We start from the raw sequence: 13,057 nt of genomic DNA, 5'->3' as shown, positions 1-13,057 counted from the left end.
AAGAAAATGAGAAAAGCAAAACCAAAAAAGAGAATCATTTTACCTGATCCAAAGTTTAATGACGTTCAGGTAACACGTTTCGTAAATAACATGATGTTCGACGGTAAGAAATCTATCGCGTACTCAATTTTTTACGATGCTGTAGAATTAGTAGAATCAAAAACGCAAGAGAACGGTTTAGAGACTTGGAAAAAAGCTTTAAACAACGTTATGCCAGCAGTAGAGGTTAAATCTCGTCGTGTTGGTGGTGCTAACTTCCAAGTTCCTATGGAAGTTCGTCCAGAGCGTAAGATCGCTTTAGGAATGAAATGGTTAATCTCTTATGCTCGCAAACGTGGTGAAAAAACTATGTTCGAGAAATTAGCAGGAGAAATTATTTCAGCTTCTAAAGGTGAAGGTGCTGCTGTAAAGAAGAAAGAAGATACGCACAAGATGGCGGAAGCTAACAAAGCGTTCTCACACTTCAGATTCTAATTTTGAAGATAAAGAATCAAATATGATTACACCGACTTTAGATAATAGAATATTCATTATCGAGAGTCGGTGTATTTGTTTAAGAACAAAGCAACAAAAAACGCCAATAGGCAAACTGCAAAATTAATATGGCAAAAGACTTAAAATTAGTTAGAAATATTGGTATCGCTGCCCACATCGATGCTGGTAAAACTACGACTACAGAGCGTATCTTATTCTACTCTGGAGTTAACCACAAATTAGGAGAAACTCACGAAGGTTCTGCTACTACAGACTGGATGGCGCAAGAGCAAGAGCGTGGTATCACGATCACATCTGCTGCTGTTACTGTATTCTGGAACTACCGTAATAAAAAATACCAAGTAAACGTAATTGATACTCCTGGACACGTTGACTTTACTGTAGAGGTAAACCGTTCATTACGTGTATTAGACGGGTTAGTATTCTTATTCTCAGCTGTTGATGGTGTTGAGCCTCAATCTGAGACTAACTGGCGTTTAGCTGATGGTTACAAAGTTCCTCGTATTGGTTTCGTTAATAAAATGGACCGTTCAGGAGCTGACTTCTTGAAAGTTGTAAAACAAGTGAAAGAGATGTTAGGTTCTGAGGCTGTAGCGCTTCAATTACCTATCGGTGCTGAGGACGACTTCAAAGGTGTAGTTGACTTAATCAACAACCGTGGTATCGTTTGGAACGAAGCTGATAAAGGTATGACTTTTACAGAAGTTCCAATTCCTGACGATATGTTGGATGAGGTTGCTGAATACCGTGAGAAATTATTAGAAGCTGTTGCTGGATATGATGAGTCTTTGATGGAGAAATTCTTCGAAGATCCAGATTCATTAACAGAGCGTGAGATCTTAGACGCTTTACGTAAAGCTGTTTTAGATAACGCTATCGTTCCTATGGTTTGTGGATCATCATTCAAAAACAAAGGTGTACAAACAATGCTTGACTTCGTTATGGAGTTATTGCCTTCACCTCTTGACCAAGAGGCTGTTAAAGGTACTGACCCACGTAACGGTGAAGAGATCGTTCGTAAGCCATCTGAAACTGAGCCTTTCGCGGCATTAGGATTCAAGATTGCTACTGACCCATTCGTAGGTCGTCTATGTTTCGTACGTGCATACTCAGGAGTATTAGAGGCTGGTTCTTATGTATTGAACACTCGTTCAGGAAACAAAGAGCGTATCTCTCGTATCTTCCAAATGCACGCTAACAAGCAAAACCCAATCGAAAGAATCGGTGCTGGTGATATCGGTGCGGTTGTAGGTTTCAAAGACATCAAAACTGGTGATACACTTTGTGACGAGAAAAACCCTATCATCCTTGAGTCTATGACTTTCCCTGAGCCAGTAATCGGTTTAGCGATCGAGCCTAAAACTCAGGCTGACGTAGATAAATTAGGTATCGCTTTAGGTAAATTAGCTGAGGAAGACCCTACATTCGTAGTAAAATCTGATCAAGAGACTGGTCAAACAGTTATCTCAGGTATGGGTGAGCTTCACTTAGATATCTTGATCGACCGTTTGAGACGTGAGTTCAAAGTAGAAGTTAACCAAGGTGCTCCACAAGTAGCTTATAAAGAGTCTATCAACGGAACATCTGAGCACCGTGAAGTTTACAAAAAACAATCAGGTGGTCGTGGTAAATTCGCGGATATCAAAGTTGTTATCTCTCCTGCAGACGAAGATTGGGATGTTGTTAAATCACCTCTTCAATTCGTTAATGAGATCGTTGGTGGTGCTATTCCAAAAGAATACATTCCTTCGGTTCAAAAAGGATTTGAATCATCGATGAACAATGGTGTATTAGCTGGTTACCCACTATCAGGAATGAAAGTGCGTTTGATCGATGGATCTTTCCACGCAGTCGATTCAGATTCATTATCTTTCGAATTAGCTGGTAAAATGGCTTACCGTCAAGCATTACCTAAATGTTCTCCAGTATTAATGGAGCCTATCATGAAAGTTGAAGTATTGACTCCAGAGGAAAACATGGGTGATGTAATGGGTGACTTAAACCGTCGTCGTGGTCAGATGCAAGGTCTAGACTCACGTAACGGAGCTCAAGTTATCAAGGCTTTAGTACCACTTTCGGAGATGTTCGGATATGTTACTCAATTACGTACTATCACTTCAGGTCGTGCAACTTCAACAATGGAGTTTGACCACTATGCTGAAGCACCTCGTAACGTAGCTGAAGAAGTTATCGCGAAATCAAAAGGTAAAGTAAAAGGTCTAGAAGACTAATATTAGCATACAAAACAACCGATCCCTGATTATAAATAGCTCTAATCGGGGGTCATTTTAAAAACAAATATATAATGAGCCAAAGAATCAGAATCAAATTGAAATCTTACGATTACAACTTGGTTGACAAGTCAGCTGAGAAAATCGTGAAAACAGTAAAACCTACAGGTGCAGTTGTTAGTGGTCCAATTCCATTGCCTACTGAGAAAAAAATCTATACAGTTTTACGTTCTCCACACGTTAACAAAAAAGCACGTGAGCAATTCCAATTATGTTCTTACAAGAGATTGTTAGACATTTACTCATCAAACTCTAAAACTGTTGATGCGTTAATGAAATTAGAATTACCTTCAGGTGTTGAAGTTGAAATCAAAGTGTGATAGATTTCTTTGAGAAAACAAAACTCCCCTTTATTGAAAGATAAAGGGGAGTTTTTTTATTTAGTTATTGGGTGTAAGATCTCTGGTACAAGCGTGTCGTCTGAACATGAGATTTCTAGAATCTGATTGCGAACAGCTTTCTTAAAATTGAAAACCCACTCCAACAGAAATCACCCTATTTTTGATGTTTTGCCCGTCGCTATCTGGGTTCAAGTTCGTCAACCCCAGTCCATATCCAGCGTTGATTAAGAATCCATTGCTTAACTTATAGCCAGCTAAAAAGTTAATACCGGCTTCGAATGCATTCATGTCCTTATCATCGCCTGAGAAGGATAGATCGGTATCCTCGGTTGACTCATCATTACCCGTAGTCTTTGATTTGACTTTTCCGCTGATGTTATATCCAGCATATGGGCCAGCTCCTAAAAATACGGAACCTGGACCAGCGGGAATATAATACACCGCGTTTACAGGAATCTCAATAGACATGGTGTTGATAGTGATAGTTCCTGTCGTTCCTCCCTCCTCGCCTTTATACTTCGCTCCTTTTCCCTGTAAGGAAAGGCCTGGTTGGATAGAAAATTGAGGAGCCACGGGAATATCGGCAAATCCAGTAACATAAAATGTCGGGTTCATCTTGGCATAGTCCTCCAAGCCCTCAATGGCCACTTCGGAATATTTCGCCAAATTTAAACCTGCTTTCAGGCCATAACTCACTTGGGAGAAGGCTGCACCTGAGAATGCCAGTGAGGCAATTACTGCTAAAATTAATCTTTTCATGATTTTACGATTTAGTTTATGATTGTATATCAATGACATGACAAATTTTAAGCCACAAAAAAAGGCAATCTTTCGATTGCCTTTTCACATAAGGTATTATTTTCAATTAGAATTGGAAACCAACTCCGAATGATAATACGCGGTTAGATGTTTTCTCACCATCACCTGGATTCAGGTTAGATAAACCTAAACCATAACCAGCGTTAATTAAGAAACCGTTGTTCAATTTGTAACCTGCTAAGAAGTTAACACCTGCATCGATTAAGTTCATGTCTTTATTATCGCCAGAGAATTCAAGTTTTCTGTCGCCAGAAGTACCACCTTCTCCTAAAGAACCGTCCCATTTATCTTTACCTGAGATGTTGAAACCTACGTAAGGACCAGCACCTAAGAATACATTACCAGCACCAGCAGGGATGTAGTAAACTGCATTCACTGGAACCTCGATCGACATTACATTACGAGATAAAGATCCGCTAGCATTGTCACCTGATGCTTCGTATTTAGCACCTTTACCTTGTAAGGATACTCCTGGTTGAATCGAAAACTGAGGAGCAACTGGAAGGTCAGCATAACCTGTTACATAAAACGATACGTTGTTTTTTTGATAATCTTTTTCAAGATCGCTAACATTAGAGTATTTACCTAAGTTAACACCAGCTTTTAAACCATAGCTAGTTTGAGCTTGTGCTCCTGCTGCCAATAAAACTACAGCTCCGAATGATAGTAATAATTTTTTCATATTCTTTAAATTTTTCTTTTTCAACAGGTCAGCATCTGCTAACACGGTAACACACTTACAAAGTTTAGACCAAAAAAATAGCGAAGCTAACTACATCAATATATATTCATGATTTTCAAACACTTACGTTTAATAAAAATTTAAACAATCTAAAATTCAGTTCCGAAATAATTGAATACTAATGATTGATTTCTTGATAAAGCGATTAAAATCAGACGCTTATCTATGAAAAAATCATTTCAAAGAATAAAAAGCAAAAAAGGTTTTTATATGTGAAAAGTAAATCCTATTTTTGCATGCCTGTAAGGGTAAAAGGGTCGGATGGCCGAGTGGCTAGGCAGAGGTCTGCAAAACCTCCTACAGCGGTTCGAATCCGCTTCCGACCTCGTTTGAACATTAGAAAAAATATTAACAACAATGGGAGTTACACGTTTAAAAAGAAAAGATAGAAGAAATAAAACTGTTTCACGTGTTGAAGTACAGTTTTTGAAACTTGGACGTAATATTGAATTAGGTTCAAAAAACAAAATGTCTGCGAAAGGTCAAATCGCTAAGAATGATGAGATCTTAAACAAATTAGCTGCTGACGCTAAATAAGCATTTGTTTTAAAATATTTAAAGCCTTTAGTTTTCACTAAAGGCTTTTTATTTGTTCTATAATTTGGGCAACTCTTTCAGAAGAGCTGCTTATTACGTTTTCATCCATCCCCGTTACATTTATTTGATTATAGGCCATTTTAGAGGCTTCTACGACCTTAGCGGATGAATGTACACTCCTTACCCCTGTAAATTCTATTATTGCTTTGACATTGCTCTCATCGATCCCAGCGCCCGGCATAATTTCGATTCGACCATCAGCTTGAGCGAACAGAGTTTTTATAAGTTCTCTTCCCTCCCATGCAGAATTTTTTAATCCTGAAGTTAGGATTCTATCGCACCCCAATTCGATAATATCTTCAAGGCTTTTTAAAGGCTCAGCGCATCGATCGAATGCTCTATGAAAAACCACACACATGGGCTTCGCCAAATCAACTAGCTCTTGCATGCGCACCTTATCAACTCCTCCGTCCTTTGTCAGTATGCCGATCACGACGCCATCACATCCCACTTCTTTACAATACAGAATATCTTCCTTTATTTCAGCAAACTCATCGTCGGAATAAAGAAAGTCTCCAGCACGTGGCCTGATTAATACATGGACTCCAATTTCTAATGCTTCGCGAACGAGCTTAATTTGTCCATATGAGGGTGTTGTGCCACCATTCTCCAGGTTTTGACATAATTCTACACGACTTGCCCCGCCCAACTGCGCTTTCTTCGCTGAGGACAGTGAATTCGCACATATTTCTAAATGAATTCCATTTATACTTTTTTCTATCATATTGCCAAATATATTTCTTTTACGATGAATATGTATTAAATTAGTATAATAATCACAAAATCAGTCATCTACCAAAACCAATCTACTAATTATTTGTTAAAACACTTACGAGCATCAAAAAATAAATGTTATGCCACTTATTTCGCAACACAAGGAAGTGCAACTCCATCTCTCCCACATGTATGATTCTCTTCAGGACAGTGTCGAGAAAATGAAACAAGAGCTACAAACAAGTCGTACTCAATACGAACAAGCTTGTCATAAGCACATCGAGTCTGGCTTCCAATTTGAAAATCTTTGGTTGAATGCTGATCGTAATTATCAGCGTAAATTCAGGGAATTTGAAACTCATTGTGTCCTTTTGGATATTCTAGGGGACTATCGGGATGAAGAAGGTAACTTCATTCATATTTCTGAAATTACTTTAACCTTAGAATCGCTTCTTCGTTCATTTGAACAGCAAGAAGCTTATGAAGTATGCGCTATTATTAAGAAATGGCAAGAGCACATGCTTTCCAAGTATTACACAACTATCTAAGAAATAAAACAATCTACCTAAGCGAATAACTATTCAATTTTCTGAGTGACTTAGCCAGTTTATTGCCAAGCCTAGGCAACGACTTTTCTTCCTTTTTTAAGTTTTCGGCAGCATATTTCATACGTTAAATAACATCACTGTAATTTAATAAACAAGCCGGCTAGCGAGCCGGCTTTAATTATTTTAGCTTGATCCAAGCTGCATTATTCTTTACCCATTTGGATACTTCAATGGGCACATCGGTACACAGGTAATCAGATCCCAGAGACAATCCCAAAAGGAAATCATCCACAGAACGACCTGGCCACAAGCTGACCGTCATCCCTTGCTTTTTAGCGTCTTTCACCATCGCACGCGTCGTCTGCGTAATGTTAGCCGCGATACGCTTGATTCCAAGTTCCTTTGTCTCGTCTATTAAAGCTTGTGTCAAAGCCTCACCTTTGATAAACATCAAATCGGCATCGGGGTATTTAGCCTTCAAATAGCGCAAGGGACGTTTATCAAAAGAAGTTAGCAGATAGTCTGAATCTTGCGGACGGTTTGAATAAACCTTGTTATAGAGCATATCGCAATATTTGTGGAGCTTTGCTTCTTCATACAATGGTTTATTGGTTTTCATTTCAAATTCAATGTAAACTCCAGGCTTATCTTTAAAATAAGCAACGACCTCATCTAGGGTCGGTATTTCATTGCCCTTAAGTGTTTTTAGCTTTTTTATCTCGGAAAGGGTCATTTCTTCGATTGCCCCCTCCCTGCCTACGATACGCTTTAAATTATCATCATGAAAAATAACCAGCTGTCCGTCTTTGGAAATACGGACGTCCGTTTCATAGCCTCGCATACCTTGTTCATAGGTTGCTTTAAAGGCTGCTAATGTATTTTCATCATATTCATATGCGCCAGCACGATGTGCAAATATTTTCACTTCATTGAGCTGAGCCACTGACACTGAAATCGTCGATAAACTTAGAGAAATTCCTAAAAGCGATAGCTTGAATGCTTTTTTGATGGTTCTAATTTTCATGGTAGTATTATGCTTAGGTTGAAGCATAAAAATACTGAAAAAAGAATAGGTCCAAGGTAAATTATTTGTTAACAAATCAACAGGATATCAATAATTAGCCATTTTTATTTGAATAAACTCTCCATCCTTACCTTTTATAAATTGGTTGTACAAAATCTTCCTTTCACCAACATCAAATAATGGAGCACCTACGAGTTGTCCTTCACTCACATCACGATCTGTTAATTTGAGGAGTTCCTTTGTATGGATTTGAAAAACATATAGATTATTATCCGCTGTGAAAGTTATCCATTCCCCCGATGCATCAATGTTAATCGGCGAAGCAACAGAAAAGTCAAAATTTGAAACAAAACTTAATTCTCCAGTATTGGTATTGCATTGTACAATTTGATTTTTATTGAACTGATCTTTGGCCAATGCATATATAGATTTGCCATCGGGACTCGCTCTCAACCAATGGCGTAGGTTTGAAAGACCTTTAGGACTTCGGCTAAGTCTTTTTTGTCGTATGCCTTGCGGCACTTTTGGACGCTCGCCTTCCATTCCGACAGCAGACTTATCCTTAAATGCGAGATTCAAATCTACATCAACTAAAAAAATTTCTGTTATTGTTTCACCCGAAGCATTCACGGTGTTACCTTGAAAAGCGATACAATATGTATCGCCATCCTCCAACGAACTCTTCACCCAACATTCATCAAAAGCTTTATTGATTTCGTCGGATCCGGGTTGCGGGCTTTTCGTTACATCAGAGACAATCACAGCATAATAGGTTCCTTGCACATTACCACTTCTGTCTTCCACAAAATCTTGCTGTTTCACAGGAAACATAAGACCCACCACACGTAATTGTGGATCGACCAGTTCATCGTTATAGGTGAAACTTAGTAATTTCCCATCTGGGCTCCACATATGGGAATGTGTCCCACCTCTAAGGCTACCTGCAGCATAGGGAGCTACCAAATCACGACTGTCCGCATACGTGGCCTGCATTTTATTCTCTAGGTCGACTATTACCGCAGTGCGACGGGTGATATCATAGGGGTTCTCTTTATCTGCATCCAGCAAGCCATGGATGAAGACAACCTGATTGGCACAAGGATTAAAAGACGCCGCTCCCACCCCCGGCCCATAAATAGACTGTCCTAGCGTTTGATAGATGGCGAACTGACTGCCCGTGCGCCGGTCTAATACTGCAATGGTTCCTGTTCTGCCAATATGCGTATCGTCGTTTCTGTAATCAAATACAATCCAGTTTCCATCGCTGGAAATCGCACCATTATGGTGCATACTGTGTCCATGTTGCTCGTGTGTGAGTTGTGTTACCTCCGGCATAATTTAGTTGTCAATTATCGTTCTCAGCACTTGATAATCCATTTTTAGTTTATCTAGTGCCTCTCCTACCTTGTTATCAAAAGCTTCAATATCCGTTCGCCTAGTATGCTGCTCGATTGGAAAGCCTTGCTCTTTTAAATAGTATTTTGCAGATATGGGATATGCATAGTGCATCACATCCATTTGATCTATCAAAAACTGCTGGACCGCTTCAACTTTCGTTTGCTGAGCTACATCGTCGTAGTTTTCACATAACCAAACAATGAGCTCTGGAAAATAGTTCCCCTGTATACAAGAGAGCCCCGCGGACCCTAGTTTCAATGAATTTACCGCGTGTACCATATATGCATCGAATAAGCCAAAGTCAAATGTACTATTTGTATAGGTTAATTTACGCTCAATATGATCGATATCTAAGGAAGTATCTTTATGATACTTGACTCGGCCGCTTTTTACGAGTTTTCCTAAAAATGTAGGTTCAATAAGTCTTTTGTAAGGCACTGGACATTCATAAAACCCGAGTGGTACATTGTCCGTTTTTTGTATTAGTTCTAGAACATTCTTTTCAAACTGTTCATTGCTGTCATTTTCCTGCGCAAGGAGGCTTGTTATGACAATAACGCTGTCGATACCCGTAGCATAGATTTCTTTGATAAAAGCTGCCTGTTTATCGATAGGCTCCTCAAAGGTTCCTGTCGCCACCACCGGAACTCGACCATCAACATGCTCGACAATAAAATTCACAGATTCCAACATTTCAGCTTTGCTAAGTTGAAACATTTCGCTGGACAAACAATTTGCAAATAATCCAGCAGCACCGGCATCTAAATAAAAATCAATCAACTTTTCTAGTGCTACATAGTCGATAGCTAAGTTCTCCTGAAAAGGCATGAGCATGACAGGAATAAATTTTTTAGGTTTATTCATAGAGATAAAAGATATGTTAGGTTAATTATTTACGTTGCTTTTTATCTTTCACTAAAATGCCAACTAAGCAAATTGTAAGTGTTCCGAAAACGATAATTAGATTTGTATGTAATGGATATTTAAGATAATCGAGTTCCGCAGGCAATAGATAAGATAGGGACATCCATACAATGAGTACCACGCCCATGATTACAGCGATAATAGCCGAACGGTTAGATGCTTTCTTCGCAATCAGGCCTAGTAAAAATAATCCTAGCATCCCTCCTGCGAATATTCCGGATAAGGTCCACCAGATATCCAAGAGACTTTTAACCCCAATCATAGCAATACCGCAGCACATACCTATTAGCCCTACGATTACCGTAGCGATATACAGAACCTTTAGGTTTTTCGACTCATCGCTATTTTTGTTGACATATCGTTTGTAGATATCTTCTGTGAAAACCGTCGCTGAAGCATTCATTCCAGAACTTATGGTACTCATCGCTGCAGAAAGCAACGCCGATATAATCAGCCCTAAAACTCCTGTTGGAATCATATTTACCATGAAATGAGGCATCACCTTATCTCCATAATCTTCAGGCATTAAGGTGGTAGCTAGCGCGCTAACTTCCGAGCTCCCTAAGGGCATTTTCAAACGCTCTGAGGCAGTTTGTAATTTCAAAGTTTCGACCAGCTCAGGATGCTGCTGGTAGTACACGAAAAGACATGCTCCGATGATAAAAAAAAGCAAAGATACCGGCACATAAATCCATACGCAGAGCCAAACGGATTTATTAGCTTCTTTCGCCGAGCTTGCGGTATGATATCGCTGCACGTAATTCTGATCCATTCCGAAGTTGTTGAGATTCATGAAAAAACCATACAACAAAATGACCCAAAAACTGGAGGAGACAAAATCGAAATCCAATGTTCCAAGACTCATTTTATCGAAATCTTTTGCCGTCGTGTATATTTCTGGAATTCCGCCCGGCACCTCGCGAACTACTAGCCAAATGATAATCAATGCACCGACTGTCTTCAATATACCCTGTACAACTTCAGTCCAAATAACTGCTTCAATCCCGCCCATGACTGTGTAAATCACAATGCACACACCTGTCAACAGCATGATGGCAATCATGTTATATCCTGTTAGGGCTTGCAGCGTGAGGGAGATTCCGAAAAAAATAGAGCCTATTCTCGCTAGCTGAGTCAGTAAGAAACAAATGACTGCATATGTCCTTGCCCAGGTTCCAAATCGTTTTTCCAAGTTCGTATAGGCAGAGACTTCTCCGGTGCTGCGATAGAAAGGAACAAAGTATTTGGTGGCAATCCACGCTGCCAAAGGCATAGATAAACTAAAAACAAAGGCGTTCCAATTGCCACCGAATGCTTTTCCTGGAACACCTAAAAAAGTATTTGAGCTTAAGAATGTCGCGTAGATCGAAATACCGATTGCCCAGCCCGGTATTCGACCTGCCGCCTTTGTAAAATCGTCTGCCGATTTGTTTTTCCTTGAAAAATATACACCTACAAGCACCATCGCAAGGAGGTAGATTAAAATAATAACGATATCAATAATTGGAATATTGTTCATGATTCTTGGCTTAGACAGCAGCTAATTCTAGATAACGAGTGTATAGTGTTTCATATACCTCCTTGTTTTTCAGATTGGGTTTATAAATACGTGCAATCCTTGGACAGATTTTCTGCTGAGCAGTTGCGATGCTTTCGAACGCTCCAATTGCCGTGCTAGCAAAAACTACAGATCCCAATGCACAGACTTGATCACTTTTCAGAACATTGATTTCTCGTTGCAAGATATCTGCTAGTACTTGTACCGCATATGGCGATTTCTCGGCAATCCCACCTATGGCAATAACGCCCGCAATATTCACATTAAACGCTTGGAACCGCTCGATGATCGAACGTGAACCGAATGCTGTAGCTTCTACCAAAGCTTTAAAAATATGCGCAGGTTCGGTAGAAAGAGAAAAGCCATCCGCAGCCGATTTAAGGGCAAGATTTGCGTCTGGTGTTCTACGTCCATTGAAGTAGTCAGTAAAAACCAGATCATCTGCTTGCGGATTAAGTTTAGAAGCATGTTCGGTTAAAATTGTGAAAAAGCGCTCGTCCATCCTTTCCAGATCTTCTTTGTTTAAGGTGTCGCCCAGGATATCGATCATCGTCTTCATCTGCAGTTGCTTGAACCATTGGAAAACATCACCATATGCAGATTGTCCGGCTTCATAGCCTATATAATCAGGAATTATTGAACCATCAACCTGCCCACAAATACCATCGACGATTATTTCTTCCATGTTCTTCGGAGCGATGAGCATATCGCAGGTTGAAGTGCCCATCACTTTCACGAGGATGTTAGGAGAAATACCCGCGCCTACGGCACCATGATGTGCATCAATCGCTCCGACGGTTATTTTTAGATCCTTCGAGAGACCATACTTTTCCGCTAAAGAAGGGTCGATTGTTCCAAAAACGGCATCACTAGTAAATGTTTCCTGATAGAATGGCAATTGATATCTTTCAAATTTCGGTTCTAATTCCAGCAAAAATGCCGGTGAAGGGAGGCCTTCATGCGCCTCATTCCACATCGCTTTATGCCCTGCAGCACATCGATTTCTCTTTACTAAATCTATAGCAGTATTTCCACATAAATAGTTCGGCACCCAATCAGATTGCTCTAACCAAGAATAAGAAGCATTTAATACAGCTTCGTCTTCCCTAATAATATGTGTGATTTTAGACCAATACCATTCCGATGAGTATATTCCGCCGGAATATAGAGAATAGTCGGGAGAATAGGTCTTTAGGATTTGATTGATCTCATCAGATTCCTTTAATGCGGTATGATCTTTCCAAAGGACGAACATGGCGTTAGGATTATCCTTAAACTCCTCGAGAAGAGCTAACGGCTGCACTTCAGCATCGACAGCGACCGGAGTTGAACCCGTTGTGTTTGTGCCGATTGCCTTGATCTGTAGTCGCTCCTCTTTAGACAAATCAGAGAGCAGACCATTAAATATTTCTGCTAGTGCTTCGATATAGTCTAAGGGATGCTGCCGATATTGGTTGTTTTCGGGTTTGCAGTATAGCCCTTTCTTCCAACGGGGAAACTCGGCTAAGACCTGTTTTTCGACTCTTAGCGAAGTCAGATGATACAAAATTCCCCTCGCGGAATCTGTTCCGAAATCAATGCCTATGACGTATGTCTTCATGTAATC

At 39.8% G+C, this 13,057-nt stretch carries 13 protein-coding genes and 1 tRNA gene; 6 read left to right on the top strand and 8 right to left on the bottom strand.

Annotated elements, in window-relative coordinates; genetic code table 11:
- Window positions 1-6 precede the first annotated feature (6 nt).
- The 3 genes from rpsG to rpsJ all read left to right on the top strand — a co-directional run bounded on the left by rpsG (window position 7) and on the right by rpsJ (window position 3,106).
- The gene (gene rpsG / locus DSM08_RS06250) at window positions 7-474 is read left to right on the top strand and encodes a 30S ribosomal protein S7 (protein WP_149525350.1); all 468 of its coding nucleotides are present in this window, start codon (window positions 7-9) and stop codon (window positions 472-474) included.
- A 128-nt stretch (window positions 475-602) separates the two neighbouring features.
- Window positions 603-2,726: an elongation factor G gene (gene fusA, locus DSM08_RS06245; RefSeq protein ID WP_149525349.1), complete on the top strand. Its 2,124-nt coding sequence runs from the start codon at window positions 603-605 to the stop codon at window positions 2,724-2,726.
- A 74-nt stretch (window positions 2,727-2,800) separates the two neighbouring features.
- On the top strand, window positions 2,801-3,106 hold the full coding sequence (rpsJ, locus tag DSM08_RS06240; protein ID WP_013667229.1) for a 30S ribosomal protein S10: 306 nt from the start codon (window positions 2,801-2,803) through the stop codon (window positions 3,104-3,106).
- Window positions 3,107-3,247: 141 nt separating this feature from the next.
- On the opposite strand, the gene DSM08_RS06235 is transcribed toward rpsJ, so the two are convergent.
- Together DSM08_RS06235 and DSM08_RS06230 are read right to left on the bottom strand one after the other, a co-directional pair.
- Window positions 3,248-3,886, bottom strand: coding sequence for a porin family protein (locus DSM08_RS06235; protein ID WP_149525348.1), 639 nt, complete (start codon window positions 3,884-3,886; stop codon window positions 3,248-3,250).
- Window positions 3,887-3,992: 106 nt separating this feature from the next.
- Window positions 3,993-4,628: a porin family protein gene (locus DSM08_RS06230; RefSeq protein ID WP_149525347.1), complete on the bottom strand. Its 636-nt coding sequence runs from the start codon at window positions 4,626-4,628 to the stop codon at window positions 3,993-3,995.
- A gap of 315 nt (window positions 4,629-4,943) precedes the next feature.
- Here DSM08_RS06230 and DSM08_RS06225 point away from each other — a divergent pair.
- Together DSM08_RS06225 and DSM08_RS06220 are read left to right on the top strand one after the other, a co-directional pair.
- Window positions 4,944-5,014: transfer RNA gene (locus DSM08_RS06225), tRNA-Cys, on the top strand.
- Between the two features lie 31 nt (window positions 5,015-5,045).
- Window positions 5,046-5,225, top strand: coding sequence for a spore protein (locus tag DSM08_RS06220; protein WP_149525346.1), 180 nt, complete (start codon window positions 5,046-5,048; stop codon window positions 5,223-5,225).
- A gap of 37 nt (window positions 5,226-5,262) precedes the next feature.
- Here DSM08_RS06220 and DSM08_RS06215 read toward each other — a convergent pair whose 3' ends face one another.
- A complete protein-coding gene (locus DSM08_RS06215; protein WP_149525345.1) occupies window positions 5,263-6,009 on the bottom strand; it encodes a copper homeostasis protein CutC in 747 nt (248 codons plus the stop codon).
- Between the two features lie 130 nt (window positions 6,010-6,139).
- Here DSM08_RS06215 and DSM08_RS06210 point away from each other — a divergent pair, with 130 nt between their 5' ends.
- Complete coding sequence (locus DSM08_RS06210) at window positions 6,140-6,547, top strand: hypothetical protein (RefSeq protein ID WP_149525344.1); 408 nt, start codon at window positions 6,140-6,142, stop codon at window positions 6,545-6,547.
- Between the two features lie 178 nt (window positions 6,548-6,725).
- Here DSM08_RS06210 and DSM08_RS06205 read toward each other — a convergent pair whose 3' ends face one another.
- The 5 genes from DSM08_RS06205 to DSM08_RS06185 all read right to left on the bottom strand — a co-directional run bounded on the left by DSM08_RS06205 (window position 6,726) and on the right by DSM08_RS06185 (window position 13,051).
- A complete protein-coding gene (locus DSM08_RS06205; RefSeq protein ID WP_187773990.1) occupies window positions 6,726-7,571 on the bottom strand; it encodes a glycerophosphodiester phosphodiesterase in 846 nt (281 codons plus the stop codon).
- An 87-nt stretch (window positions 7,572-7,658) separates the two neighbouring features.
- Window positions 7,659-8,906: a DUF3748 domain-containing protein gene (locus tag DSM08_RS06200; protein WP_149525342.1), complete on the bottom strand. Its 1,248-nt coding sequence runs from the start codon at window positions 8,904-8,906 to the stop codon at window positions 7,659-7,661.
- 3 nt (window positions 8,907-8,909) lie between these two features.
- A complete protein-coding gene (locus tag DSM08_RS06195; protein ID WP_149525341.1) occupies window positions 8,910-9,833 on the bottom strand; it encodes a dihydrodipicolinate synthase family protein in 924 nt (307 codons plus the stop codon).
- 25 nt (window positions 9,834-9,858) lie between these two features.
- A complete protein-coding gene (locus DSM08_RS06190; RefSeq protein WP_149525340.1) occupies window positions 9,859-11,412 on the bottom strand; it encodes a sodium:solute symporter in 1,554 nt (517 codons plus the stop codon).
- A gap of 10 nt (window positions 11,413-11,422) precedes the next feature.
- Window positions 11,423-13,051, bottom strand: coding sequence for a ribulokinase (locus DSM08_RS06185; protein WP_149525339.1), 1,629 nt, complete (start codon window positions 13,049-13,051; stop codon window positions 11,423-11,425).
- Window positions 13,052-13,057: the final 6 nt, after the last annotated feature.

The organism is Sphingobacterium hotanense, from assembly GCF_008274825.1.
GTDB classification, from domain to species: Bacteria; Bacteroidota; Bacteroidia; order Sphingobacteriales; family Sphingobacteriaceae; genus Sphingobacterium; species Sphingobacterium hotanense.
Note: the sequence above shows the minus strand (reverse complement) of the source record. Positions and strands in the feature narration are given on the sequence as shown.